This is a genomic window from Halomonas sp. CKK8 (genome assembly GCF_029625235.1).
Classification (GTDB): Bacteria; Pseudomonadota; Gammaproteobacteria; order Pseudomonadales; family Halomonadaceae; genus Halomonas; species Halomonas ventosae.
In genome coordinates this window covers 2,569,847-2,595,968 of sequence record NZ_CP121193.1, presented here as the reverse complement: position 1 = coordinate 2,595,968, position 26,122 = coordinate 2,569,847, and the positions used below count along the sequence as shown (strand labels likewise).

Annotated in this window: 24 protein-coding genes and 1 other RNA gene; 13 read left to right on the top strand and 12 right to left on the bottom strand. The window is 66.1% G+C overall.

Annotated features, from left to right (window positions below; genetic code table 11):
- Positions 1-21 precede the first annotated feature (21 nt).
- The 8 genes from P8934_RS12305 to P8934_RS12270 all read left to right on the top strand — a co-directional run bounded on the left by P8934_RS12305 (position 22) and on the right by P8934_RS12270 (position 6,335).
- Positions 22-1,008: a TRAP transporter substrate-binding protein gene (locus P8934_RS12305; RefSeq protein WP_278031304.1), complete on the top strand. Its 987-nt coding sequence runs from the start codon at positions 22-24 to the stop codon at positions 1,006-1,008.
- A 76-nt stretch (positions 1,009-1,084) separates the two neighbouring features.
- Positions 1,085-1,639: a TRAP transporter small permease gene (locus tag P8934_RS12300; protein ID WP_278031303.1), complete on the top strand. Its 555-nt coding sequence runs from the start codon at positions 1,085-1,087 to the stop codon at positions 1,637-1,639.
- 5 nt (positions 1,640-1,644) lie between these two features.
- Positions 1,645-2,925, top strand: coding sequence for a TRAP transporter large permease (locus P8934_RS12295; protein WP_278031302.1), 1,281 nt, complete (start codon positions 1,645-1,647; stop codon positions 2,923-2,925).
- A gap of 21 nt (positions 2,926-2,946) precedes the next feature.
- Positions 2,947-3,696, top strand: coding sequence for an amino acid racemase (locus P8934_RS12290; protein WP_278031301.1), 750 nt, complete (start codon positions 2,947-2,949; stop codon positions 3,694-3,696).
- Positions 3,697-3,849: 153 nt separating this feature from the next.
- Positions 3,850-4,905: a putative sulfate exporter family transporter gene (locus P8934_RS12285; protein ID WP_278031300.1), complete on the top strand. Its 1,056-nt coding sequence runs from the start codon at positions 3,850-3,852 to the stop codon at positions 4,903-4,905.
- 284 nt (positions 4,906-5,189) lie between these two features.
- Entirely contained in the window at positions 5,190-5,324 is a 135-nt protein-coding gene (locus P8934_RS12280; RefSeq protein ID WP_278031299.1) for a hypothetical protein, read from the top strand.
- Positions 5,324-5,749 carry a flavin reductase family protein gene (locus P8934_RS12275; protein WP_278031298.1) on the top strand — a complete coding sequence of 142 codons (426 nt, stop codon included), beginning with the start codon at positions 5,324-5,326 and terminating at the stop codon, positions 5,747-5,749. The genes P8934_RS12280 and P8934_RS12275 overlap by 1 nt, the downstream gene beginning before the upstream one ends.
- 160 nt (positions 5,750-5,909) lie before the next feature.
- Positions 5,910-6,335, top strand: a complete 426-nt coding sequence (locus tag P8934_RS12270) for a DUF3617 family protein (RefSeq protein ID WP_278031297.1) — start codon at positions 5,910-5,912, stop codon at positions 6,333-6,335.
- Between the two features lie 67 nt (positions 6,336-6,402).
- Here P8934_RS12270 and P8934_RS12265 read toward each other — a convergent pair whose 3' ends face one another.
- Together P8934_RS12265 and P8934_RS12260 are read right to left on the bottom strand one after the other, a co-directional pair.
- The gene (locus P8934_RS12265; protein WP_278031296.1) at positions 6,403-9,516 is read right to left on the bottom strand and encodes an efflux RND transporter permease subunit; all 3,114 of its coding nucleotides are present in this window, start codon (positions 9,514-9,516) and stop codon (positions 6,403-6,405) included.
- Positions 9,516-10,607, bottom strand: coding sequence for an efflux RND transporter periplasmic adaptor subunit (locus tag P8934_RS12260; protein WP_278031295.1), 1,092 nt, complete (start codon positions 10,605-10,607; stop codon positions 9,516-9,518). The genes P8934_RS12265 and P8934_RS12260 overlap by 1 nt, the downstream gene beginning before the upstream one ends.
- 256 nt (positions 10,608-10,863) lie before the next feature.
- On the opposite strand from P8934_RS12260, the gene P8934_RS12255 reads away from it, so the two are divergent.
- Both P8934_RS12255 and P8934_RS12250 read left to right on the top strand, forming a co-directional pair.
- Complete coding sequence (locus P8934_RS12255; RefSeq protein ID WP_278031294.1) at positions 10,864-12,039, top strand: NAD(P)/FAD-dependent oxidoreductase; 1,176 nt, start codon at positions 10,864-10,866, stop codon at positions 12,037-12,039.
- Positions 12,040-12,102: 63 nt separating this feature from the next.
- Positions 12,103-12,750, top strand: a complete 648-nt coding sequence (locus tag P8934_RS12250) for a hypothetical protein (protein WP_278031293.1) — start codon at positions 12,103-12,105, stop codon at positions 12,748-12,750.
- A 13-nt stretch (positions 12,751-12,763) separates the two neighbouring features.
- Here the strand turns inward: P8934_RS12250 and P8934_RS12245 are convergent, their stop codons facing one another.
- The 5 genes from P8934_RS12245 to P8934_RS12225 form a co-directional block, all read right to left on the bottom strand.
- Positions 12,764-13,219: a CopD family protein gene (locus P8934_RS12245; RefSeq protein ID WP_278031292.1), complete on the bottom strand. Its 456-nt coding sequence runs from the start codon at positions 13,217-13,219 to the stop codon at positions 12,764-12,766.
- A gap of 57 nt (positions 13,220-13,276) precedes the next feature.
- Positions 13,277-13,555 carry a YqjK family protein gene (locus P8934_RS12240; protein ID WP_278031291.1) on the bottom strand — a complete coding sequence of 93 codons (279 nt, stop codon included), beginning with the start codon at positions 13,553-13,555 and terminating at the stop codon, positions 13,277-13,279.
- On the bottom strand, positions 13,542-13,937 hold the full coding sequence (locus P8934_RS12235) for a phage holin family protein (protein ID WP_278031290.1): 396 nt from the start codon (positions 13,935-13,937) through the stop codon (positions 13,542-13,544). The genes P8934_RS12240 and P8934_RS12235 overlap by 14 nt, the downstream gene beginning before the upstream one ends.
- Entirely contained in the window at positions 13,937-14,269 is a 333-nt protein-coding gene (locus P8934_RS12230) for a DUF883 family protein (RefSeq protein ID WP_278031289.1), read from the bottom strand. The genes P8934_RS12235 and P8934_RS12230 overlap by 1 nt, the downstream gene beginning before the upstream one ends.
- Before the next feature lie 82 nt (positions 14,270-14,351).
- The gene (locus tag P8934_RS12225; protein ID WP_278034034.1) at positions 14,352-15,392 is read right to left on the bottom strand and encodes a phospholipase A; all 1,041 of its coding nucleotides are present in this window, start codon (positions 15,390-15,392) and stop codon (positions 14,352-14,354) included.
- 205 nt (positions 15,393-15,597) lie between these two features.
- On the opposite strand from P8934_RS12225, the gene mscK reads away from it, so the two are divergent.
- Entirely contained in the window at positions 15,598-18,996 is a 3,399-nt protein-coding gene (mscK, locus tag P8934_RS12220) for a mechanosensitive channel MscK (protein ID WP_278031288.1), read from the top strand.
- Positions 18,997-19,040: 44 nt separating this feature from the next.
- Here the strand turns inward: mscK and P8934_RS12215 are convergent, their stop codons facing one another.
- The 3 genes from P8934_RS12215 to P8934_RS12205 all read right to left on the bottom strand — a co-directional run bounded on the left by P8934_RS12215 (position 19,041) and on the right by P8934_RS12205 (position 23,133).
- Positions 19,041-19,805 carry a TlyA family RNA methyltransferase gene (locus P8934_RS12215; RefSeq protein WP_278031287.1) on the bottom strand — a complete coding sequence of 255 codons (765 nt, stop codon included), beginning with the start codon at positions 19,803-19,805 and terminating at the stop codon, positions 19,041-19,043.
- 21 nt (positions 19,806-19,826) lie between these two features.
- On the bottom strand, positions 19,827-21,845 hold the full coding sequence (locus P8934_RS12210) for a hypothetical protein (RefSeq protein WP_278034033.1): 2,019 nt from the start codon (positions 21,843-21,845) through the stop codon (positions 19,827-19,829).
- A 64-nt stretch (positions 21,846-21,909) separates the two neighbouring features.
- Complete coding sequence (locus P8934_RS12205) at positions 21,910-23,133, bottom strand: ATP-grasp domain-containing protein (RefSeq protein ID WP_278031286.1); 1,224 nt, start codon at positions 23,131-23,133, stop codon at positions 21,910-21,912.
- Between the two features lie 207 nt (positions 23,134-23,340).
- Here P8934_RS12205 and ffs point away from each other — a divergent pair.
- Both ffs and P8934_RS12195 read left to right on the top strand, forming a co-directional pair.
- Positions 23,341-23,437, top strand: an RNA gene (ffs, locus tag P8934_RS12200) — signal recognition particle sRNA small type.
- A gap of 350 nt (positions 23,438-23,787) precedes the next feature.
- Positions 23,788-24,504, top strand: coding sequence for a tellurite resistance TerB family protein (locus tag P8934_RS12195; RefSeq protein ID WP_278031285.1), 717 nt, complete (start codon positions 23,788-23,790; stop codon positions 24,502-24,504).
- A 144-nt stretch (positions 24,505-24,648) separates the two neighbouring features.
- Here P8934_RS12195 and P8934_RS12190 read toward each other — a convergent pair whose 3' ends face one another.
- Together P8934_RS12190 and P8934_RS12185 are read right to left on the bottom strand one after the other, a co-directional pair.
- Positions 24,649-25,404 (bottom strand): amino acid ABC transporter ATP-binding protein, encoded by a 756-nt coding sequence (locus P8934_RS12190; protein WP_106230443.1) that lies wholly within the window; start codon positions 25,402-25,404, stop codon positions 24,649-24,651.
- Positions 25,405-25,450: 46 nt separating this feature from the next.
- Positions 25,451-26,104, bottom strand: coding sequence for an amino acid ABC transporter permease (locus tag P8934_RS12185; protein ID WP_106230442.1), 654 nt, complete (start codon positions 26,102-26,104; stop codon positions 25,451-25,453).
- Between the last annotated feature and the right edge of the window lie 18 nt (positions 26,105-26,122).

The window sequence follows — 26,122 nt, the reverse complement described above, 5'->3', positions numbered from 1 at the left end:
ATGAAGATTGGAGTGACAACAATGTTCAAGAAAACTCTCTTGGCCTCCGCTGTTCTTGCCACCCTGACTGCGCATGCCGCCCAGGCAGAGACCACCTTCAAGGTCGGCATGGGGGACCCGATGGATTCTGACCAAGGGGCGCTGGCACAGCGTTTCGAGGAGTTGGTCGAAGAGCTCTCCGGGGGCGAGATGCAGGTCGAGCTGTTCCCCGGTGGGCAACTCGGTTCCGAGACGGGCATGATCCAGGATACTCGCATCGGCAAGCTCGACTTCGCCCTGATCGGCGTGGGGAACTTGACCCCCTATGCCCCTCGGCTCGGTGCCTTGACCATGCCCTACGCGATCCGCAGCCACGCCGATGCGGTGAAGGCTACCACGGGGCCGCTGGCTGACCGCTGGAATGCAATCGCCGAAGAGGAAGCCGGCGTACATATCGTCAGCTGGCTATATTCCAACTTCCGCTACCTCACCAACTCCGAAAGGCCCGTGACCACCCTGGAGGATATCGAGGGGCTCAAGATCAGGGTGCCGCAGAACGAGCTGATGTTGGCCACTTACGAGGCCTGGGGCGCCAGCCCGATCAGCATGTCCTGGCCCGAGGTGTTCACCGGCTTGCAGCAAGGCGTGATCGATGGCCAGGACAATCCTTACATCGTCAACTACACGATGAAGTTCCACGAAGTGCAGGATTACCTCACTGAGGTCCACTACCAGTACTCCCTCCAGCCGATCGTGATGGGTGTCAGGACCTACGAGAAGCTCAGCGACGAAGAGCGCGCAATCATCGATCGTGCCGGACTCGAAGCCCAGCTGTATGCGCTGCAGTTCCAGCTGACCGAAGCCTCCAAGGCCCGCGCCGGCATGGAGGCAGAAGGTGTCGAGGTATCGACCCTGGAAGATGAGGATGAGTGGGTTCGAATTGCCAAGGAAGAGGTCTGGCCTGAGTTTTACGACGAGATCGGTGGTAAGGAAGCCTTCGAGGAAATGCAGAAGGCATTGGGCCACTGAGTGAGGCTGGGCCGGGCGACGATAGGTCGCCTGGCCTGGCTCCCTCCTCGCACTCCCACAGGGGAAGGAGGCTTTCGTGTTAGCAAAGCTCAATCATATCGAAGACTACGTCTGCCGCTTCCTGCTCGGTGTTTTCGTAGTGCTGTTGTTCGTTCAGGTGGTTATGCGGGTGACGCTCGGCATCGGCATGGCATGGATCGAGGAACTTGCTCGCTACGCCTTCATCTGGTTCGTCTTTCTGGGCGCCGCTCATGCGGCGCACCTCAGTGCGCATAACCGATTGCAGACGCACATCAAGATGATGCCGAAGCGTATCGCTAACACCTTGCTGCTGCTGGTTGACCTGATCTGGGTAGCGTTCTGTCTGGTCCTGGCGTGGAAGAGCCTGGATCTGATCGGGCTGTTGCTGGAGTTTCCGTACAACTCTCCAGCCCTAGGCTGGTCCTTGGCTTATGTCTACTTCGTCTTTCCCATCGCCTTCGTACTGATGGCATTTCGTGTCCTTCAGGTTCAGTACCTGAAACTGGTCAAGGGAATCGAGCCTGGTGATGTGGAGCAGAAGGAAGTGAGCAAGATCACCGACGGGGATTCCAATGCTACCGGGAACTCCTCCTCCAAAGGCAAGGGGTAAGCACCATGGCCGCAACAGTACTGTTTTCGATGTTCGGGGCGCTGCTGTTTTTCGGCGCACCCATAGTGGTGGCCCTCGGGGTTGCCTCCATGGCGGTCTATGTCCTTAACGGTGATGACATCAGTTCGTTGATCGAGCTGGCCTTTTCCGCCATCAATTCGTTCCCCCTCATGGCACTACCCTCTTTCATTCTGGCCGGTGCCCTGATGGGCGATGCCGGGATTGCTCGTCGCTTGATCTATATAGCGGAAGAGCTGGCCGGGCCGGCTGCTGGCGGGCTGGGCGCAGCCGCGGTGATGGCCTGCATGTTCTTCGGGGCTATTTCTGGTTCTGGACCAGCAACCACGGCCGCAGTCGGTATGTTGGTGATCCCGGCGATGATCGAGCGGGGATACGGCAAGAGCTACCCTGCAGCTATCACCGCCACGGCCGGTGGGCTAGGAGTCGTAATTCCTCCCAGCATGCCGCTCGTTATCTATGGCGTCACTGCCAATGAATCAATCTCAGCGCTGTTTATGGCTGGAGTGATTCCCGGGGTAATGCTTGGAATGGGCTTGATAATAGCCAACTATATTACTGCAAAAAGAAACGGATATCAGACAGAAGGCACGAAATACGACAGAAAGCGAATTGCCAAGGTGCTCAAGGATGGGTTCTGGTCAATTATGGCACCAGTGGTGATCCTGGGTGGCATCTATTCCGGGATGTTCACGCCCACGGAAGCCGCGGTAGTCTCCATCTTCTATGCCCTTTTCGTCGGAGTCTTCATCCACAAGGAGTCGTCGCTTCGTGGTCTCAACGAAGCCTTCCAGAGCACTACCTGGCTGACCGGGCGAGTGCTCATCATCATGTTTACTGCCACCGCCTTCGGGAGGATCCTGGTCGAGAATCACATCCCAGCCATGATCGCCCAAGGAATCCTTCAGATCACCGACAGCCTTTGGCTGGTCTGGGTGCTGGTGATCGGCTTCCTGCTGATCGTGGGAATGTTCATAGAGATCCTTGCCACCATCATGATCGTCACTCCGGTGTTGCTGCCCGTGATGGTGGAATTGGGCGTCGATCCGATTCACTTCGGTATCGTCCTAGTGGTCAGCCTCGGTATCGGCTTTTCCACACCGCCTCTCGGGGAAAACATGTTCATCAGCTCCAGTATTGCCAACGTGTCCATTGAGCGCATCTCGGTCCGTGCCATTCCGTTGGTCGGCTCGATGGTGATAATTGATCTCCTGTTGGCATTCTTCCCCCAGATCACCCTGTGGCTGCCAACTCTGCTTGGCTTCTGACAATCAAGGGATAGAAGACCGATGACAATTCACGATCGCGATGTTGAGCCTTCTCCTTCTCAACGACATACCATTGTCGGGGTTCTGGGGGGGATGGGTCCCGATGCCACCGTGACTTTCATGCAGCGGGTCATCGAAGTCACACCCGCTGAGGATGATATCGACCACGTCCATCTTCTTGTGGACAACAACCCAAAGGTGCCGTCACGCATTAAGGCATTGATCGATGGAGATGGAGAGAACCCGGGCCCGGTCATTGCCGACATGGCGCGTCGACTCGAGCAGGGCGGTGCGGACTTTCTGGTGATGCCGTGCAACACCGCTCACCATTATTGGCAGTACGCTCAGGACGCCGTCGATATCCCGGTCTGGCACATTGTCGAGCGGACGCTGGATACCATCTCCCGTCGGATCCCTGGCGCTAAAGTCGGCATGCTCTGCTCGCCAGCACTTCGCAAGATCGGTCTCTACGAGGGGTTCACTGAAGCACGTGGACTCTCCCTGGTGTATCCCGATGACGAAGCCGCGGTGCTTGAGGTGATTCGTGCCGTCAAACGGGGGCAGGGGCGACATCCTGACACACTTGCTGTCTTCGCACGTGCTGCCGATGACCTCAAGGCCCGCGGAGCGGATGTGCTGGTGCTGGCCTGTACCGAGCTTTCGGTCATCCAGGATGCGCTCGATGTCTCGTTACCGGTCGTGGATACCGTCCAGGTCTTGGCCGAGCAGGTGGTGGCTGCTGCCGCGGGAGCAGACATCCCTGACCCCTAGGTGTCATCCGAGAAGTCCAGTCAACTGGGCATGGTGACCCGGGACCGCAACCCATTCTTTCTCGCTTCGTTGAGTCTCCTTTCAGCCCGTCTGACGTCTGTCGGACCAGGGGTGATGCGCTCGTCCATCGAACGGGATCAGGAGAGCAGGCAAATGAAACCCCAGATCTTCAACATGTCGACCGCGGAATGGCGATCTCGTCTCGTCCTGCGGCTTGGCAGCTTCCGCGCCATCGGCCGTGGCCTGCTGGTGTGCGTTACCATTGCTCTGGCCACTACCTTCATCGCCGATCACTATGGCGGTCCGACACTGCTCTATGCCCTGCTGTTCGGGATGTCGCTGCACTTCCTGAGCGAAGAGGGGCGTTGTCGTGAGGGCATCGAGTTTGCCGCTCGGACCGTGTTGCGGTTGGGGGTGGCGTTGTTGGGAGCAAGAATGACGCTGGAGCAGGTCGGGGATTTGGGGCTTGGTCCTGTGCTCACTGTTGTTGCGGCAGTAGGCCTGGTCATCGTCTGTGGAACAGTGCTAGCCAGGATCCTGGGACTCCCTCGAGATCTCGGTCTATTGACGGGTGGTGCGGTAGCGATTTGTGGTGCGTCGGCGGCCCTAGCCCTGTCGGCGGTGATGCCACGCCATGAGACCAGCGAGCGAAATACCATCCTCACGGTGGTCGGGGTGACCACGCTCTCCACCATGGCGATGGTGACCTATCCGCTGATCGCCGGGGCCCTTGAACTCGCCAATGCTCAGGCAGGAATCTTCCTGGGGGGCACGATCCACGACGTGGCCCAGGTGGTGGGTGCCGGCTACATGATCTCCGAACAGACCGGCGATATCTCGACACTGGTCAAGTTGGTGAGAGTTGCCATGCTGGTGCCGGCGGTCATGGTTTTCATGTGGCTGTTTCGTGCGTCACGCCAGGAGGAGGGGGCGGCAACAAAGGTGCCGATGCTGCCGGGCTTCCTGGTAGGCTTCGTGGTGCTGGTGGTGATCAACAGCCTGGGACTCATCCCGGAGACAGTGAACGAGGGGATGTCGACCCTGTCTCGCTGGTGCCTTGTCACCGCCATTGCGGCGCTGGGCATCAAGACGTCGTTCCAGAAGCTGGCCGTCGTGGGGTGGAAGCCGGTGATCCTGATGGCGTTGGAGACCGTGCTTCTGCTGGTCGTGGTGCTGGGCGTGGTGATGTTGGGGGGGCTAGGTACCTGATGCTCGCCCGAGCTGTCGAACGCCTGCTGCAGGCGTTGGCATCGACCTGGCCGTTGGCACGCAGGGACACCACGTGAGGCGCGGCCCCGGGTATGAGTTCGAGCACCGTCATCCCCCTGAAAATTACCTCTTCCAGCATAGCCTGCCTCCGCTTCTCCGGCCGTTGGCGGGGCGGTATGGCGCTGGCGGGAACGGCCCATGGTGGCCAGACTGTAGCGGGGGAGGGCCGTCGGACAAGAGCGCCGGGGCCCGAGTTCTCGTTTCCACTCCAGGGGGAGAAGCCGATGCGTGACGATGTCGAGAAGGTTGTCGTGCCGCTGGACCGGGTACGCCGTTACCTCGAGCCCGGCCCCATCGTGCTGGTCTCCTCGGCCTGGCAGGGCGAGCGCAACATCATGACCCTGGGCTGGCTACCGTGATGGCCTTCTCACCCTCCCTGATCGGCTGCGTCATCTCCTCCGGCAATCACAGTTTCGACCTCGTTCGCCGCAGCGGAACGTGCGTCATCAACCTGTCGACCACCGCCTTGACCGACCAGGTGATCGGGATCGGCAACAGCAGCGGCGCCGAGATCGACAAGTTCGACCATTTCGGCCTGACGGCGTCGCCGGCGACGGCCGTGGAGGCGCCGCTGATCGAGGAGTGCCATGCGCACTTCGAGTGCCGGCTCGTCGATGACAGCCTGGTCGACCGCCATGACTTCTTCATCTGGGAGGTGGTGGCGGCCCGGGCCCGGGCGACCCCCGCCTATCCCGAGACGCTGCACTACACGGGCGACGGCGTCTTCATGGTCGCCGGCAAGATCATCGACCGACGCAGCCAGTTCCTGCCGCAGATGCTGTGAGGCCACTCGGGCGTTGGCAGGTTTCTCCTCGGCATGGGATAACGGTCTCGCGCCATTGACTGCTCCGAGCGAGCCGGATTGGGGACGAGCGTCGATTGGGCTATGCTGGGCCCCATGCCGAGGGCGTGGCATACCACCTATCACCAGGGAGAGTTCCCGCATGTCGTTCCGTCCCCTTCTCGCCGGCCTGCTGCTGGCGCTGCCGCTGGCGGCCGTAGCCGAATCCCCCAACATCGAGCCGGGTCATTGGGAGTTCACCAGCACCACCTCGGTGCAGGGTGACTTGCCGATCCCCGACCAGACCGAGACCCACCAGGAGTGCATCGCCCAGGGCGATATCGACGACGAGGAGTTCAGCTTCATCGAGGAGGAGGAGGGCTGCGAGCTGCTCGAGCACGCGGTCACGGTCGACGGCCTGGACTACCGCATGGTCTGCCGGGCCGAGGGCGGCGAGGCCGATATCGTCGGCCGCATGGACTTCCTCGGCGAGCGCGTCGAGGGCAACGTCGACATCCTGGTCGACTCGCCCGCGGGCCAGCTCAACATGACCACGCGCATGGAGGGACGGCGCATCGGCGACTGCTGACGCCTCATCCCGATTCCATCTCGAAGGCCACCCCCGCGGGTGGCCTTCGTCGTTGCCGTGGCCCAGGTCAGTAGCCGGCGGGCGTGTCGCCCATCTCACGTTCCAGGCGGCGTGCCACGTCACCCGGCGAGCCAGTTTTACGCGCGAGCAGGTCGTAGGCCACCGGGACCACGAAGAGCGTGAAGAGGGTGGCGGCGGCCAGGCCGCAGAGGATCACGGTGCCGATCACCAGCCGGGTCTCGGCGCCGGCGCCGCTGGAGACGATCAGCGGTACCGCACCGGCCATGGTGGTCACCGCGGTCATCACGATGGGGCGCAGGCGCGTCACCGCGGCGTCCACCAGCGCCTCGTGGAAGGCCACGCCCTGGTCGCGCAGCTGGTTGGCGAACTCCACGATCAGGATGCCGTTCTTGGCCGCGAGCCCCACCAGCATCACCAGCCCCACCTGGCTGTAGATGTTCAGCGACTGCCCGGTGAGGTAGAGCCCCAGCAGGGCACCACAGATCGCCAGGGGCACGGTGAGCATGATCACGAAGGGGTGCACGAAGCTCTCGAACTGCCCGGCCAGCACCAGGAAGACCACCAGGATACCCAGCCCCAGCAGGAAGCCGGTGGCGCCGCTGGCCTCCTGGTAGTCCCGGGAGGCGCCCTTGAGGTCGGTCTGGGCCTCGGCTGGCAGGATCTCGTCCACCGTGGCCTCCAGGTACGCCAGGGCCTCGCCGAGCGGGTAGCCGCCTTCCAGGTCGGCCTGCAGGGTGATGGCGCGGACGCGGTTGAAGCGGTTGAGGGTGCTGGGCCCGGCGAAGTCCTCGAGGGTCACCAGGTTGCTCAGGGGGATGAGCTCGCCGCTGCGCTGCGAACGGACCCGGATGCTCTCCAGGGCGGAGGGGCTGGGTCGGGCACCGGGTTCCCCCTCGAGAATCACGTCGTACTCCTCGCCGTCGTCCACGTAGCGGGTCACGCTGCGCCCGCCCAGCAGCGTCTCCAGGGTCCGGCCGATCTCCGTGACGGTGACCCCCAGGGCGGCGGCGCGGGTGTAGTCGATGTCCACGCGCAGTTGGGGCTGGTTCTCCTCGTAGTCGCTGTCCAGTCCGGTCAGGCGCGGATTGTCGTCGCGGATGTGTGCCATCAGGGTATCGCGCCACTCGGCCAGCCGCTCATAGGTGCCGCCGCCCAGCACGAACTGCACGGGCTTCTCGACGCTGGACCCGAAGCCCTGGCGCATCACCGGGAAGGCACGCACGCCGGGCAGGTCGCCGACCGCCTGGCGGACCTCGTCCATGATCGCCCAGGCCGAGCGCCGACTGCCCCAGTCGGCCAGGTTGACGATCACGAAGCCGCTGTTGAAGTTCTCGATGTTGCCCCAGCCGCGCGGTGCGCGAACCACCACGCGCTCGATCTCGCCGGCCTCCACCATGGGCAGCAGCCGGGCCTCGATCTCGTCCATGTAGTCGAGCATGTAGTCGTAGGTGGCACCGGGCGGGCCGTTGACCAGCACCCAGAAGTTGCCGCGATCCTCCCGGGGGGTGTACTCGTTGGGCAACTGGCCGTTCAACCACACCATGCCGCCGACGATGCCGAGGAACAGCGCCAGCACCAGCAGGCGCAACCTGAGGACCCGCTCTAGCAGCCGGCGATAGACACAGCGCGAGTGTTCCAGCACCCACTGCACGCCGTGGGCCAGGCGCCCCTCGTGCATGTCGGCCTTGAGGATCTTGGAGGCCATCATCGGCGTCAGGGTCAGCGCCAGCAGGCTGGAGATGGCCACGGCCGCGGCCAGGGTCAGGGCAAACTCCGAGAACAGCCGGCCGATGTCGCCCTGCAGGAAGCTCAGCGGCACGAACACCGCGATCAGCACCAGGGTGGTGGCGATCACCGCGAAGGCGATCTGGCGGGTGCCGCGGAAGGCGGCGACCAGCGGGGTCTCGCCATGGTCGTGCATGCGCCGGTGGATGTTCTCCAGCACCACGATGGCATCGTCGACGATCAGTCCGATGGCCAGCACCAGTGCAAGCAGGGTCAGCAGGTTGATGGTGAAGCCCATCGCCGCCAGGGCGGCGAAGGTGCCGATCAGGGCGATGGGTACCGTGACCGCCGGGATCAGGGTGGTGCGCAGGTTGCCGAGGAACAGGAAGATCGCCACCACCACCAGGCCCATGGCAATGAACAGGGTCTGCACCACCTGGGCGATGGCGCCGGAGACGAAGACCGAGGAGTCGAAGTTCAGCGACAGCGACATGCCCTCGGGGAGGCTGTCCTGTACGCGCGCCATCTCGGCCTGGACCCCCTCGGAGATCTCCAGCACGTTGGCGGTGGACTGCTTCATCATGCCCAGCCCCACCATCGGCGTGCCGTTGCCGCGGAAGATGGTGCGCTCTTCCACGGCGCCGATCTCCACCCGGGCCACGTCGCCCAGGCGCACCAGGTAGCCGTCACTGCCCTGGTCGAGCACCAAGGATCGGAAGTCCGCGGGGGTCGCGAAGTTGCGCGGCAGGCGCACGATGAACTGTCGCTCCCGGGACTCGATGGCTCCGCCAGGCAGTTCGACGTTCTCGGCGCGCAGGGCATCCTCCACGTCGCCGGCGGTAAGGTCACGGGCCGCCAGGGAATCGGCATTCAGCCACACCCGCATGGCGTACTCGCGTCCCCCGCCGACCCGGACCTGGGAGACCCCGGGGAGCACCGAGAAGCGGTCCACCAGGTAGCGGTTGGCGTAGTCGGTAAGCTCGGCCATGGAGAAGCCCTCGCCGGAGAGCGACAGCCAGATCACCACGTCGGAGCTGGTATCGGCCTTCTGCACCTCCGGCGGGTCCGCTTCCTCGGGCAGGTTGTCCAGCGAGCCCGAGATGCGGTCGCGGATGTCGTTGGCGGCCGCGTCGATGTCCATGTCCAGGCCGAACTCCACGCTGATGCTGGAGCGGCCGTCCTCGCTGGAGGAGGAGATCACCTCGATGCCGGAGACGCCGGAGATGCGATCCTCCAGCACCTGGGTGATGCGCGTCTCGACCACGCTGGCCGAAGCGCCGGGATAGCGTGTGTCGATGCCGACCACCGGCGGGTCGATGGAGGGGTACTCCTGCAGCGGCAGGCGCTGCAGGGCGAGCAGCCCGAAGGCCACGATCAGGGCCGCCAGCACCACCGCCAGGACCGGCCGCTGGACGGAGACGTCGGAGAGGTGCATCAGCCGTTCGCCTCCGCCTCATCACGCCCGCGGCGCAGCAGCTCGGGGATGCTGGTGTCGTCGTCGAGCACACCCAACAGGCGGGTCGGCTGGCCGTCGCGCACCCGCTCGGTGCCGTGAGCCACCACCAGCTCACCGGCCTCGAGTCCCTCGAGCACTTCCACCTCGCCCTCACGACGGGCACCGATCACCACCTCGCGCCGCTCGACGCGGTACTGGTCCGCCTCGTCCAGCACCAGCACGAACTGGCGCTCGCCCTGGGGGATCAGGGCCGACTCGGGCATCACCAGGGTCTCCCGCGGGGCGCGCTCGACCACGACCCGCATCAGCATGCCGGGGCGCAGGCGGTGATCGGGATTCTCGAGCGCGGCGCGGACCGTGACGCTGCGGCTGACCGGGTCGACGCGGGCGCCGATGGTGGCGACTTCCCCCGCGAAGGTGGCGTCGGGAAAGGCGCCGCTGACCGCGGTCAAGGGCAGGCCGGGCGCCACCTGGCCGAGGGCGAGCTCGGGCAGGGTGAAGTCGAGCTTCATGACGTCCAGCTTGTCGAGGGTGACCAGTTCCGTGCCCGGGGAGACGAGGGCACCGACGCTGACGTTGCGAAAGCCCACCACGCCGTCGAAGGGGGCGAGGATGCGGTAGTCGGCCAGCCGGGCCTCCAGGGCCTGGATCTCCGCCTCGGCCTGGCGAAGCCGCGCCCGGGCATCCTCCACGTCGGCTCGCGGCGCCAGGTTGCGATTCTGCAGCTGCGCCAGGCGGTTCACCGCATTGCGGCGCTCGTCACGCAGCGCCTGGGCCGCCCGCAGGTCGGCCTGGGCCTCGTCATCGGCCAGTCGCACCAGCAGCTGGCCGGCCTCGACGGTGTCGCCATCGCGGAAGTTCAGCTCGCGGATGGTGTCGGTGACGGTAGCCGAGAGCGTCACGCTCTCGTCGGCGTGCAGGGTACCCAGGGCCTCGAGGGGATCGGACCAGGCGGCCATGCTGGCGCGGGCGGCGATCACGGCCGTGGGCTGCTGGGCGGCGAGCATCGGGGAGAGCATCAAGGCTGCCAGGCCGAGCAGCAGGAGCAGGCGGGGTCGCGATGGGATCATGGAGTGGTCGTTCTGGTCGGTGAGCGATGAGCGGGCGCCCGGTCCGTCGGGTCGCTTCCCTGAAGCCTAACCGCCTGGCAGTGAAAGAGTGTGACAACAATGCACAAGCGCTCGGGCGCCCCTTAACTGTACAAGACATGTACAGATATGGGAAATGTGACAGGCGGCCTGTCACCGCCGGGACAGCGGTCGGCGAGGCGGCGGGGGGCTGCTAGAATGCGCGATCTGGATCGATTCGGCGCGGGAGAGCAAGGCCGTGACATACGATGTGGTGGTGATCGGCGCCGGTGCCGCCGGGCTGATGTGTGCGCTCACCGCCGGCTACGCCGGACGGCGGGTGCTGGTGGTCGACCATGCCAACAAGGCGGGCAGGAAGATCCTGATGTCGGGCGGGGGGCGCTGCAACTTCACCCACCTGGCCTCGGGGCCGGCGAACTTCTATTCGGGGAATCCCTCGTTCTGCATCTCGGCGCTCAAGCGCTATCGTCCCGAGCACTTCGTCGAACTGGTGGAGCGCCACGGCGTGGAGTACGTGGAAAAGACCCCGGGGCAGCTGTTCTGCGCCGACTCCTCGAAGGAGATCCTTCGGGTGCTGCTCACCGAGTGCGACTGGGCCGGTGTCGAGGTGCGCCTGAAGACCGCGGTCGAGGGCGTCGAACGGCGCGGGGAGGGCATGCGGCTGGCGACCTCGCTGGGGCCCATCGACTGCGGGGCCCTGGTAGTGGCGACCGGGGGGCTGTCGATCCCCACCATGGGGGCCAGCGGCTTCGGCTACGATATCGCCCGGCAGTTCGACCTGGCGGTCACCGAGACCCGGGCCGCCCTGGTGCCCTTCACCCTGACCTCGCAGTGGAAGGCGCGGGCCGAGGCGCTGGCCGGGGTCAGTTGCGAGGTGGCCGTGACCTGCCGCGGGAAGCGCTACCGCGAGCCGATGCTGTTCACCCATCGCGGGCTCTCGGGGCCCGCCATGCTGCAGATCTCCAGCGTCTGGGAGCCCGGGGATACCCTCTCCATCGACCTGCTGCCGGGGCGAGATGCCTTCGAGGCGCTGTGCCGCGCCCGCCGCGAGACGCCCAGGCGGCGGCTTTCCACCTGGCTGGGAGAGCAGCTGCCGAAGCGACTGGCCCAGGCGCTGGTCGAGTGGCACGACGACGACGGGGTGCTCGCGGAGTACGGCAACGCCCGCTTGCAGGCCTGGTCAGATGCCCTCCAGGCCTGGCGCGTCAAGCCTGCCGGCACGGAGGGCTGGCGGACCGCCGAGGTGACGATGGGCGGCGTCGATACCCGGGCCCTCTCGTCGAAGACCTTCGCCGTCACGTCACTCCCCCAGCTGCGCTTCATCGGCGAGGTGCTGGACGTCACCGGCGAGCTCGGTGGCCACAACTTCCAGTGGGCCTGGGCCTCCGGCGTGGCCTGCGGCAACGCGCTCTAGCGTCACCGCTTCCCGTTCCAGGGCTATGCTGCACTCAGGCCCAGGTAACCGGGGGAGAGTGACATGAGCATGATGTCCGTTCACCGCGACGCGCGGGGCGACGAGACGCCCCTCGCCGAGCGCATCATGAGCGAGGCGGTGCGCCAGGGGGAGGTCCTGGGCTGGCAATCGGTGCGCCTGACCGAGGTGGCTACCCACCTCGAGCTGCCGATGAGCGCGGTGCTGGCCGAGTATCGGGATCTCGATGCGGTCGCCAATGCCTGGTTCCTGAGGGGCTGGCAGGCGATGCTGGACGAGTCTCCCGAGGGGTTCGCCGATTGGCCCGAACGCGCGCGCCTCGAGCACTGCCTGCTGGCCTGGTTCGGGGCCTTTTCGGCCCATCGGCGCGTCACCGTGGAGATGCTGTGCCACAAGGCACACCCGCCGCACCTGCATACCTGGGTGCCGATGCTCTTCGACCTCTCACGGACCATCCAGTGGCTGCGTGAGGCGGCCAGGCTGCAGGCCCGTTACGGCAGCCGACGCGCCCAGGTCGAGGAGGTGGCCCTGACCGCCCTGTTCCTGGCCACCCTGGCGGTGTGGGCGCGTGACGACAGCCACGATCAGACCTCTACGCGGCGCTTCCTGGCGAAGCGGCTGAGCGGGGGCGAGGGCTTCATGAAGTGGGTGCCGGGTGGTCCGGTCTCGACGCGAGCCGAGGCAATGATCTAGAGCCCCATCGCGATCAGAGAAAGCGTCCACTGGAGGCGATGGCCACGGTGGCCAGGCCCAGGATCAGGTTGATGCCGATCAGCCGACGGATCTGGCCCAGCTGCCGGCCGCCCTCGGGCCACTCCTCGGCGGACACGGCCTTGCCCAGCCGAGGGTAGGGTGCGAACCAGATGTGCAGGAAGATCGCCATCATCGCCAGCCCCGACACCAGCATCAGGTGGACATGCCAGCCGGCGCCGCCCATGCCGCCGAACACCCCGAACAGCATCCACAGCCCCGTGGCGAGCAGCACCACCACCGCGCCCCAGACCCAGGGGAAGAAGCGCTGGAAGGCACGGTACCAGAGGGCCAGGCGCTGGGGAGGCTCCAGCAGCTCCACGGCCACCGGCCGCAGGATCATCCAGGCGAAGAACATGCCGCCGACCCAGATCGTGGCGGCCAGCAGGTGCAGCGTGATGGCAAGGGACATGGCAGGGTTCCTTCGGGCGGAGATAGGGGCGGCGCGTCGCCGGTCAGGCCGCCGGGATCAGCGCAGCAGTCGGCGCGCCTTCTTGACGAGCAGTGCCCCCGTGGTCAGGCGGCCGGCGAGGCGCACGACGCCACCGGGGCGCCGAGCGGTGCGATAGAGCACCGTCCCCCCCATTAGGAGTAACGGAACCCTGTAGCGCAACAAGGTCTGCCACCCCCGGTCGATGGAGCGGCTCGCCGATTGCCAGCGGCTGGCGGCCACCAGCAGGTCGATGCGCTGCTGCTCGATGGCGTGTTCGAGCTCGGCCTTGCGGGCCCGGCGATCAGCGCGATTCACGTGACGCCTCCACCAACTCCCGGTCGCTGGCCAGGTGGCGCAGGGTGCCGGCCAGCAGGGTGCGGCGGCGCGCCAGCTGCATCACCCTCAAGGCGAGTAGGCTCCCGCTGCCCAGCAGCACCAGCGCACTCACGCCGATGGCGGCCAGGCGGTGGGTCTCCCAGAAGACAACGATCACCAGCGTGGTGAGCACGCCGATGCCCAGCAGCAGCAGGACGAGGCTCAACCCGGCCAGCATCAGCAGGCCGACCAGCCGGGCGCGTTCCTCCTCTAGCTCGAGGACGGCGAGGCGCAGGCGCGTCTCGCCGATGGCGAGCAGGCTGCCCAGTAGCCGCTTGCCGGCAGCGAACAGCCGTTGAGCCGGTCCCTGGCTCGCCGACATCAGCGCCGCCCGATGAGCATGCCGATGACCACCCCGACGCCGGCGCCGATGCCGATGCTGGTCCAGGGGTTGTCGTGGACATAGCGGTCGCAGGCATCGGCCTGCTGGGTGACGTTGTCGCGGGCCTCGCCGTAGAGGCGCTCACCGCGGCTCTCCAGGCGTTCGCGGGTCTCCTTCAGGCGTTTCTCGGCGCGGTCGCGCAGCTCCTTGATGTTGCTGCGGGAGTCATCGGCGGTGGCGTTGACCAGCTCCTCGATGGTCTGGGTGAGGTGGTGCAGGTCTTCCTTGAGCTGCTGGGTGGATTCACTGGTACGCGGGGTGTGACTGGCCATCGGGGTCTTCCTCTGACGGTGAATGACAGGCTCAGCATAGCAGTCGGCGGGGCGACTTCAATGCACCCGACCTTGATTCGGGTCAGGGCTGGGTCTCCAGGCCGCCGGCGGAGAACAGCGGGTTGAGACTGAACCCCAGGCTCAGGCGGTGGCTGCGCTGGTCGTAGTCGATCAGGCTCTCCCCGTAGCCGTAGTAGTACTGCACATGGCCGCGGATACTGCCGAACAAGGGCCAGGAGTAGTCCACCTCGGTGCCGATATTCCCCTCGTGCGGGTTGCCACGCAGCATCCAGCTGAGCTCGTTGTCGCCGTTGAGGCGATGGGCCAGGGTGATGTCGCCGTAGCCGAGGTACTTGTGGATGTCGGGATTGTCGTCCTCCTCCTCCGACTCGGGGATGCGCCAGTGGGGCGCCAGGCTCAGGGCCCAGTCGTCGTTGACGAAGGTGGACTCGAGGATCAGCCGGTTCCAGCTACGTGACAGCGGGTCGGAGCGGCCGTTGGACTGGTGGTTGAACGCCAGCCGATTGTTGATGTTGGTCCAGCCCAGCAGTGACATGCGGTTCTCGAAGTCGATGAAGACTTCCGGCTCGTAGTTGGTCTCGCGAAAGGGCGAGGAGGCATCCGCGTTGAAGGCCTGCCACCAGCTGCGCTGGGTGTAGGCGAAGTGCAGGTCGCCGCCATAGTCGCCGAACAGGTCCTCCACCAGGCTGAACTTGGCACTGAACTGGAACTTCATCTCCGCCCGGTCGGGCGCGTTGCGGTCGCTGATGTCGCGGAACACCTCGTCGTTGGGATTGGCGTTGTAGCTCAGCGGGAACCAGTAGTTGCGCCGGTGGGTGGTGATGGCGAAGGGGTTCTGGGCGGACTCGCGTTCGAGCTGGCGACGCTCGTCCACGGCCTCCTCGAGCTCCTGGTCGGCGGCCTGTTCGACGATCGCGGCGGCCTGGGTAGGCTGGGCGTCGGCCAGTTGCTGACGCAACTCCCCCATCTCCTGCTGCAGGGCCGCGATGCGGGCCTCGATGGCCTCGCGCTCGGCCTCGCTTATCGGCTGGGCGGCCATGGCCGTCATGTTCAGGCCCGCCATCGTCAGCGCGGCGGCAAGCAGGGAGAATCGGGCAGACATCATCGTCAGGCACCTGGTCAGGGTCAAAAAGCCGTTTCTAACACGCAGAGGCGGCAAGTCAACTGTGCCCCCGGAGCGACAGGGCAGCATTGCCATGCCGGCGCGGGGGGTCGAGAATCGTGCACGGGTCCATCATAACCGAGGCCGCCCCTTGAATGCCCTTGAAGATCACTGCCGCATGCGTGTTGCCTTCCGGCGTGTCCTGATGCTTGTGCTCCTTGGCGGGCTGGGGGGGCTGGCGCTCGCCACCCCCACGCTGGCCCAGGAGGTCGCATCGCAACGGGAGACACCCCGGGAGCTGCCCTCGCGCGAGGAGATCGAGTCCCGCCTGGAGGAGCGCCAGCCGGCCGAGGGCGAGACCGCCGGGGAGGAGGCGCAGCGTGACATCGAGACACTGAATGCAGCCCTCGAGGCACTGCAGCGCCTCGAGGCGGTCAGGGAGGAGCTGTCCCGCCTCGAGACACGCGTCCAGGAGGCGCCCCAGGAACTCGAGCGCCTGCAGCGAGAGCTTCGCGAGATGGAGCGGGCGGACCAGGAAGAGACCTTCGATGAGCTGGAAGCCCTCTCCCTGGAGGCGCTGGAGGAGCGTCGCAAGGAGGCCGAGGAGGCCCTGGCTGGCTTCCAGGACCGTCTTGCCGAGGTCTCAACACGGCTGCTGAGTGCCCAGACCCTGCCGGATCGGGCCCAGCAGGCCATCGGCGAGGCGATGCAGCAGGCCGAGGAGAGCCGGCGCCGGCTGGAGGAGCTGGACGATAGCCAGGTTGCCGAGGATGATCCGCGGCGCTGGCAGCTGCGCATCGAACGCGAGCTGGCCGAGCAGACCCTGCAGCTGCATCAGCGTCAGCTGGCCACCAATACCCGCCTGCGGGAGCTGGACCAGGAGCATCGCGACCTTCTCGAGCGCCAGGTGGCCAGCCAGGAGGCCCGGCTGGCCATGCTCCAGGGCATCATCGACCGGCGCCGTCGCGCGGAGTCGGAGCAGGCCATCGCCGAGGCGGTCAGCGATGAGGATGAGGGTGTCATCGGCCATCCCGTGGTTCGCCAGGCCCGGGAGGTCAACCGCACCATGAGCCTGGAACTGCTGCGGGCCACCGACCGTGCCAATCGCCTGGTCCGGGAGGGCCTGGAGGTGCGCCGCCAGTTCGACCGGGTACGCCAGCTGCAGCGCAGCCTCAACGAGCAGATCGACGCCATCCGCGGCAGCATGTTGCTGTCGCGGATCCTGCGCGAGCAGCGCCAGACGCTGCCCCGGGTGGAGGAGCGGCGCGGCCTGCAGGACGAGATCGCCGATCTCCGGCTCAAGCAGTTTGAGCTGGGCCGGCAGCGTGAACGGCTGCGCGAGGGCGAGCAGCTGGCGCGCCAGCGAATCGAGGAGGCGGACGCCGAAGCCTCGCCGGCCCTGGTCGATTCGTTGCTCGGGCTCTATCAGGCCCGCCGTGAACTGGTCGACCAGCTGGAGCAGGCCTATGGCGAAATGCTCAGCGCCGCCATCGACCTGCAGCTCAACCAGCAGCAGCTGCTGGCCACCAGCCAGGAGCTGCGTGCCACCATCGATGAGCAGCTGTTCTGGATCGCCAACAGCCGGCCCCTGGGGCTTGCCTGGCTGGGCAACCTGCCGGAGAACCTCGCCATGGAGTGGCGCGAGGGGGAGTGGCGCGCGGCACTGCCGGTGAACTGGCGGCTGCCGGATGCCCGTGCACTGCTTGGCCTGCCGGTGCTGCTGGTGGCGCTGGGGCTGGTCGCGGGCCGGCGGCGGATCCGCGCCCGCCTGGCACGCCTGCATCAGGAGGTCGGCCATCTCAAGAGTGACTCCCAGGGGCATACCCCCCAGGCGGTGGCCCTCAATGCCCTGCTGGCCCTGATCGGGCCGCTGTGTGTGCTGGCCCTGGGCCTGGCGCTACTGATGGGCAGCGAGGGGGTGGCCCGGGGCGCAGGGCTCGCGCTGCTCCACCTGGCCCTGGCCTGGGCCGTGATTGGCTGGGCGCGCAACCTGCTGTTCCAGGGCGGGGTGGCCACCCGCCACTTCTACTGGCCTCCCAGCTATGCGGCGGCCCTGCGCCGGTGGCTGCGGTGGCTGGGGGTGGCCCTGGTGCCGGTGCTGCTGGTCGGCCCCCTGGCCCGAGATGCGGGGGTCGACCTGAACCAGCGGCCGCTGGCCTTGGGCCTGCTGCTGAGCGGTTTGCTGGCCATGAGCCTGGTGCTCACCAAGCTGATCCTTGCGCATGTGCCCTTCTTCGGGGTCAAGCTGTTCCGACTGGTGCTGGGGCTTGCCATCGCGCTGGTGCCGCTGGTGCTGGCCGGGCTGGTCGTCTATGGCTTCGAATACACCGCACTCAGCCTGCTGGGGCGCTTCGTGATCACCCTCTACCTGCTGGGACTGTGGATCCTGGTAGAAGCCACAGTGATCCGTGGCCTGGCCGTGGCGGCCCGCCGCCTGGCCTATCGCCGGGCCCTGGCGCGGCGGCGGGCCCAGGCCCAGGAGAGCGCAGAGGGCAGCCTGGAGGTGGTCGAGGAGCCGCCCCTGGACATGGAGCAGGTCAACCAGCAGTCGCTGCGCCTCTCCAAGCTGATCCTGCTGATCGGCTTCATCCTGGTGCTTTACCTGGTGTGGTCCGACCTGCTCACCGTCTTCAGCTACCTGGAGCAGGTCACCCTCATCGAGCCGGGAGAGGGCCAGGCGGCCGAGGCGGTGGCGAGCATGGTCTCGGTGGCCGATATCATCACCGCCCTGCTGGTGGTGGTGCTGACCCTGATGATGGCGCGCAACCTGCCGGGCCTGCTGGAGGTCAGCGTGCTCTCCCGCCTGGAGCTCAAGCAGGGCAGCGCCTACGCCATCAGTTCGCTGCTCGCCTACACTATCGTCGGCGGGGGGGTGGTGACCGCCCTGGGGACCCTGGGCGTTTCCTGGAGCAAGCTGCAGTGGCTGGTCGCGGCGCTGGGGGTGGGCCTGGGCTTCGGCCTGCAGGAGATCTTCGCCAATTTCGTCTCGGGGCTGATCATCCTCTTCGAGCGGCCGGTGCGCATCGGCGACACCATCACCCTGGGCAACCTCACGGGCACGGTGAGCAAGATCCGCATCCGGGCCACCACGGTGACCGACTTCGACCGCAAGGAGATCATCATCCCCAACAAGACTTTCATCACCGACCAGCTGATCAACTGGTCGCTCTCCGACACGGTCACCCGGGTCGTGCTCAGCTACGGGGTCGCCTACGGCTCGGATCATCGCCTGGTGCATCGCCTGTTGAGGCAGGCCGCCGACGAGAACCCGCGGGTCCTGGCGGATCCCGAGCCCCAGGTCTTCTTCATGAGCTATGGCGAGAGCACCCTGGACTTCGAGCTGCGTATCTTCGTCAACAGCCTCGGCGACCGGCTCTTCGCGACCGACGAGATCAACTGCCGGGTCGGCGAGCTGTTCGCCGAGCACGGCATCGACATCGCCTTCAACCAGCTCGATGTCTGGCTGCACCGCGCCGGCGGCGAGGCGGCGCGGGTTCAGCATGTCTCCAGCGGCCCGTCGATTCCTCCCGAGCATCCGCCCCCCGGCGCCGGGGGGGATCCAGGCGACTTCGAGGGCGGTGACGGCGGCGATGCCGGGCGTTAAGTTGGGGCTATGGGCATGAAGGGCGCACACCGAGCCCCGTGCCGTCAGCGACTCACGGCGTGGAGCAGGAACTCCCGGTTGCCGTCACCACCGAGAATCGGGCTCGGTTGCCAGTGCAGGACCTCGAAGCCGAGCCCGGCGCAGCAGTCGCGCAGTCGCGTCTCCACCTCGGCATAGCGGGCGGAATCGATCACCAGGCCGCGGGCGTTGACGCCGCCTGGCCCCAGCTCGAACTGGGGCTTGACCAGGCTCAGCAGCTCGCCGCCTGCCGGCAGCAGGGCGGCGAGCTCGGGCAGGATCAGCGTCTGGGAGATGAAGGAGACATCCATCACGGCCAGGTCGGGGCCTGCAGCCGCCAGGGCATCGAAGGCCGACCTCAGCCGCGGCTCGCCGGCCATGGCGCGCGCGTTGAGCCCCTCCAGGCAGGTCACGCGAGGGTCGGCGCGCAGGATCGGGTCGAGCTGGTCATGGCCGACCTCCACGCCGACCACATGGCGGGCCCCGAAGCGCAGGGCGCAGTCGGTGAAGCCACCGGTAGACTGGCCCACGTCAAGCACCAGGCGGCCCGAGAGCGTCAGGCCGAGCGCCTCGACCAGCGCTTCCAGCTTAAGGCCCGCCCGGGAGACATAGCGCTCCTCGGGGTCTTCCTCGACGATCAGTCGGGTATCGTCGGGCAGCTTCTCGCCGGGCTTCCTGAGTGGCGTACCGCCATCGGCCAGCCGGACCCGGCCATGGTGGATCAGCCGCTGGGCGCGGGTACGGGAGCGGGCCAGGCCCTGGGAGAGGAGCAACTGGTCGAGACGCTGCATGGGCGGTTGTCAGTGGGGGCCTTACGGCCCCTCGTCGGCCTGCAGCTCGGCTGGGGGAACCCGGTCAGCCCCCCAGCTGCGGTGGATGTAGCCGGTCACCCGGTCGAGCTCCTCCTGGGTGATCTTGGCCAGCTCACCACGCTCCAGGGGGTCGTAGTGGAAGATGTAGAGGCGCGAGGCGAACTGCTCGAAGGGCAGCGAGGACTCGCCGAAGCGCTCGCCGTTGCCGGCGGTGCTGACCTCGATGCCGTCGCCCCAGTCCTGGCCGCTGTCGTTGTTGGGGTTGTAGAAGTAGACCCGCATGGTATCGCTGGGATCGAGCGTGACGCGCAGCAGGGTGATGGCGTGCCAGCCGATGAAGCGGGCCGCGCTGTCGGTCACGGCAATGCCGGCCGGCTGGGGATGAATCAGCGGCTGGTTGCCGTTGTAGTAGGGGTGATAGCTGGCATAGAAGTGGCGCAGGAAGTCGTCCAGCTCGTGCAGCTTGCCGGTGGCCACGTCGACGTTGATGCGAAAGCCGCGGCCCGACCACCAGCCGTGGAATTCCGGGTTGACCCAGCGGTGCGGGTCGCCCTCGCGTCCGAGGCAGCGCCGCCCCATCTCGGCATAGATGCGGTCCAGGTGCGGCACGACCAGCAGCGAGACCGGGTCCAGGTCCATCGGCAACTCCTTGGCCACCCCGGAGAGGCTGGCCATGGAGGAGAGGGGCATGCCCTCGAAGTGCATGATGATCTCGTCGTCCCGCGCCGCCCAGGTGACCATCTGCAGCAGGTAGTCCGGGTCGTTGTAGGCCCACATGGAGAGCGCCCGGGCGGACTGGCAGGTCGGGTTGTTGCCCTGCCCGACGCCCAGTGGCAGGCCGAGCATGCACAGCACCCCTTCCAGCAGGCGGGCCCGCGGCGAGGCGCTGTCGCCGAAGGCCAGGTTGAGGCGTGCCTCGGACCAGTCCGACAGCCTCAGCCCCAGCTGTCGCCACATGGCCGGGGCCACCGGAGGCTGGTAGAGGATGCCGCGCTCGAGCATCAGGGCCAGCCCGTAGACCGCCTGGGGCGTGGTCGGGTAGACCGCGCCGCGGATCAGCGCATGGACCAGCTCGCGATAGCAGAGCAGGCAGTCCCTTCCGGTGGACGACAGCCCAAGGGCCTCGGCGAGGAGGTGGTCGCTGTGGTCGAGCAGGTAGCGCAACAGTACGGCGTGGTAGGGCGAGACCAGGCTGGTGTCGTGCATGGCGCGGGCGAAGCCGGTGGCCTCGTACTGCAGGGCGCCGCTGTCCATGCTCGACAGGCGCTCGCGGTAGGTGTCGATGCCGGGGTCCTCGCGGCACGCATGCGTGGGGCCGAACAGGGAGCTGACCAGGCGGTCGGCTCCCTGGCCGCTGGTTCCCAGGTCGATCTCCGGATTGGCCTGGCAGATGGCGATCTGGGTGATCATCTGCTTGATGGTGTCCACCTGGATCGGCCGCTGCTGCAGGATGCGCCAGATCTCGGCGATCAGCCGGTCGATCACGTGCTCATAGCCGATGCGCTCGGCCAGGTGATGGAACAGGTGGCGGGGAATCTGTGCCAGGCGTCCCTGGGTCTCCCGTTCGGCCTCGGTGGGCGCGCCGAACAGCAGCCAGAGATTCAGCGCCATCACCTGGGTCAGGTAATGGTGGGCCTGCTCCTCGGAGAGCAGGGGATGCAGGAAGTCCCCCTTGGCCACGGCGAGGATGCGCAGCTCGCTGATCGCCTCGATCACCACGATATTGGGGTCGGCGCTCTTCAGCGCATGGGTGGTGAGGGACGGCACCAGGTATTGGGGGGTCTCCCAGTCGGAGCCGAGAAAGACCCCTGCCTCCTCGAGGATTTGGGCACGCCGCTCGATGGCGTCACAGCCGCCTTCCTGCAGCATGACCCGTCGGGCGGTATCGAGCACCCTGGGCAGCTTGCCCGGCTTGGCGAACTCGCGTGCCTGGGCGAGCAGGGTGATGGCTTCATCGAGCTTCTTGAGCAAGCCAGCGAGCTTGTCGCTGGCCTGTGGCGGCGTACTGGCGTCTTGCATATGTCGAGGCGTGGTCACGCCGACTCCTTGTCGTCAGGCTGTCACAATTTCCATGACGCCTGTGTCAGACATAGAAATCAAGCTCTTCCATGTGCTTGAGCAGTTCCTTCATGCGTGCCGCCTCGTCGCCCTTGAAGTAGACCAGGCCCCAGTGGGTACCGAAGGCGGTCCGCTTGGTGACGGTCTCCTCCACGGGCGGCGTCAGCTCGTGGGACTCGAAGTAGGGGTCGTCCTCGACCTCCTCGGGAATCTCCAGCTTGCTGACGACCCGGCGGCGCGGATAGACCCCGAAGCAGCCGGCGTAGCCATCGGCATCCACCACCTCCTTCGGGAAGAAGGCCTTGACCTCCTCGTCGGTGGCCTTGGGATCGAATACCAGCATGGAGGCCTGGTAGGCATTGAAGCCGTAGACCCGCTCGAGCAGTTCGAAGACCTTGAAGCCCGGCGGACGGTAGGCGACCTCGCCGAAGTACATCTCGCCGTCATTGGTGACGAAGTACTCGGGGTGGATCAGGCCGAACTCGATGTCGAAGGCCTTGATCAGCTTCTCGATCTGGGCGGTGATCTGGGGACGGTACTTCTCCAGCTCCGGCGAGGCCGGCACGAACACCGAGTAGCCCAGGGTCACGTATTCGGAGATGTTGAGAAAGACGATCTTGCCGTTATGGATCCAGGCCTCCACGGCGAATTCCCAGCCATCGAGGTGCGACTCCATCAGCACCGGGAACTCCTCGTCGGGGATGGTATCGACCTCGTCCGGGGTACGGATCACCCGGTGGCCCAGGCAGCCGGCCTTGTCGAACGCCTTGAGGTGGATGGGGTCGTTGGGGTCGCCATCGAGCTTGAGCAGGGTCTGGTTGACCCGCTTGAGGAAGCGCACGACATCCTCCTTGTCGTGGGCCTCCTCGAAGATGCCCACGCGGATGCCGCCGAGCTGGGCACGACGCTTCATCAGCGCCTTGTCGCGCAGCAGCAGCGACTGGCCATAGAGGCGCGGATTGTCGAGCAGCACCGAGTTGATGGCGCCGGCCCACTCCACGGTTTCCTCGAACAGCGGGATGGATACGTCGACACCCATCTCCTGAAGGGTGTGGGCGATCTCCATGGAGCGGTCGTTCAAGCGCTCGAAGTTCCAGGGCACATAGGGAATGTCGTGCTTCTGGCAGTACTCCTCCGCCCAGTCAGGGGCGACCACGACATAGCGTCGATCGAAGTTCTCGGCGGCTTCGATGGCATTCAGGCTCCAGCCCAGCAGGGCGATATAGCCCTTGTTCGGATCCTTCTTCATGGTGCGCCTCCGTGATAGGTATTGGCGTAAATTGTTCATTCACCATACACGAGCAAAGCGATTTCCTCATCCTTGTGGCGTCGGCCAGCCGGACTGAACAGCTCGGCCCTTGTGGCCGGGGCCGGGCATTGATATAGTGCGCCCCGCTCGATGCCGGCCTGAGCCGACCTCGAGAGAGATGCCTTTGGCATCCTGCTGTGGTGGCCCCGTCGGTCCTCCCGCAACGCTAAACCGCAAACCCCGCCAGGCCCGGAAGGGAGCAACGGTAGTGGTGGACGCGTGTGCCGGGATGTGGCTGTCGGGGCCGCCTCCATTTCTGGGCATGTCATCGATTCAAGGGCGTTTAACGCCACCGGCTTGGTCGACAGCATGATCCGGTGCTCCAAGCCCCCCCCTCCTCCTTGCGACATTCGAACCCCTCAGGGGCTATTCCATCTCGGTATCATCCCTTCCGCCTGTCTCCCCGGGCTGATGGGGCGCGTCGACCGCTGCGCTGCCTATCGCACGGATGGCCATGTGCATAGCCCCTTGCGCTGTCTGGTGGACGCGAGCTGCTGCTTCCTGCCTTGCGACGCGGGGTGCTAATCTCGTTCCCCTGAAGGCATAGCGCCCTCCGTGGGGCCTTTTCCTGCCTGTCATCGGGAGCGAACCACCATGAATGCGAGCCGTATCCTCGAACAGATCATGAAGCAGGCCGGCAGTGGCCGGCAGGGCAGCGGCCAGTCGGGCGGCGGCCTGGATGTCCAGGGGATGGTCGATAGCCTCTCCTCGCAACTTGGCGGCGGCCGGAAGTCGGGGCAGGGCGGCGGGGTCGACGTGAAGAGCCTGCTCGGCGGCGGTGCCTTGGGCCTGCTGGTCGGCTCGAAGCGTGGCCGCAAGCTGGGCGGCAAGGCCATCAAGTACGGGGCCATCGCCGGCGTCGGGATGCTGGCCTGGAAGGCCTGGCAGAATTCACGCGGCGGTGACCAGGCCGACACCGTCCGGGAGGGCCATGCCGTGGAGCAACTGCAAGGTGTTGCGCGGGAGCAGCGCAGCCTGGAGCTGCTTCAGGCGGTGATCATGGCGGCGCGGGCCGATGGCCATATCGATGACCGCGAGCGCGCCCTGATCACCGAGCAGATCGATGGCCTGGGCGCGGATGCCGAGCTGCACGGCTGGGTGCAGCGCCAGCTCGAGGCGCCACTGGATGCCGAGGCACTGGCTCGGCAGGCGGACTCCCCGCAGGCTGGCCGCGAGATGTACCTGGTCAGCGTGGCGGTGGTCGACGACCAGAACCCCATGGAACGGGCCTGGCTCGACCAGCTGGGTGGCGCGCTGGGGCTGGACGACGGCATGAGGCAGGAGCTCGAGCGCCAGGCGCTGGGGGCCTGAGCCGTGTCGACAGAACATCGAGGTCGCACTCGACATCCAGCGTAAAAGACGCGACGGTCTCGAAGTCGCGGACCTGCCCACGCTCCTCGAGCAGGCCCGGCGAGAGGGTTGGCGGCATTTGCTGCTGCGGGAACAGGCATCTCCTCAGGCCTGTGCGCCCAGGTGCTTGCGCAGGAAGTGCTGGGTGCGTTCCTGGTCGGGATGGCTGAACAGGTGGTCTGGGGTGTTGGCCTCGACCACCACGCCGCCGTCCATGAACATCGCCCAGTCGGAGACGTCACGCGCGAAGCCCATCTCGTGGGTGACGATCAGCATGGTCATATGCTCCTCGGCCAGGCCCTTCATCACCTGGTTCACCTCTTCCACGAGCTCCGGGTCAAGGGCCGAGGTGGCCTCGTCGAACAGCATCACCTTGGGGCGCATGGCCAGCGCCCGGGCGATCGCCACCCGCTGCTTCTGCCCGCCGGAGAGCGAGCTCGGGTAGGCCTGGGCCTTGTCCGCCAGCCCCACCCGTTCGAGCAGCTCCATGCCCAGCTCCCGGGCGTGCTTCGTCTCCATGCCCTTCAGCTTGCGCGGTGCCAGGGTCACATTGTCCAGCGTCGACATGTGCGGGAAGAGATTGAAGTGCTGGAACACCATGCCCATGTTCTGGCGGATATGGTTGATATGCCGCTCGAAGGCCATCCCCTTGAGGTCGGGGCGGTTCACCTGCACGCCATCGAGCAGGATCTGCCCCTCGTCGATCACCTCCAGGTTGTTGATGGAGCGCAGCAAGGTGCTCTTGCCCGAGCCCGACGGGCCGATGATGGAGATGATCTTGCCGCGGTCCACCCTGAGGTCGATGCCCTTGAGCACCTCGAGGTCACCGAAGCGCTTCTTGACCCCCTTGAGCTCGACCATCGGCGTGTCTGTCGTCTGTGTCATGCGTAAACCTCGTCGGTAGGGGTTAGCGGCGGTAGGCGGCGCGGCGTTCGATCCACGACTGGCCGGCCTCCATCATCAGGTTGATCAGGTAGTAGATCACGGCGATGGTGATGTAGAACTCGAAGGGCCGGAAGGTGATGCTGATCGCGTACTGCGAGACGTACACCAGTTCGCCGATGCCGATGGCGGAGAGCACCGCGATATCCTTCACCATGATGATCATGTTGTTGCTGAGCTGCGGCAGGGCGCGATAGAAGGCCTGGGGCAGGATGATGTAGAGCAGTGTCCTCAGGTGGCCAAAGCCCAGCGAGCGCGACGCCTCGTACTGGCCGCTCGAGACCGAGCGGATGGTGGCCATGAAGATGTCGGCGTTGTAGGCCATGTAGTGGAAGCCGAGCCCCAGGATCCCCACCACGATGGCCGGGATCAGGATCAGCTCGCCGAGGCCGAAGTAGAGGAAGTAGAGCTGCAGCAGCAGCGGGGTGGTCATGAACAGCCAGATGAAGAAGCGCAGCGGCCAGTTCACCACCTTGCGGGTGTAGAGCGAGATCACCGCCACCAGCTGACCGCCGAGGATCGACAGCAGGGCGACCGTCAGGCCGATCAGCAGGGTGACGCCCACCCCCTTGAGCAGGGTGGGGAAGTAGTCGATGACGGGGGTGAAGTCGAATTCCATGAGAGTGTCCTGATGGTG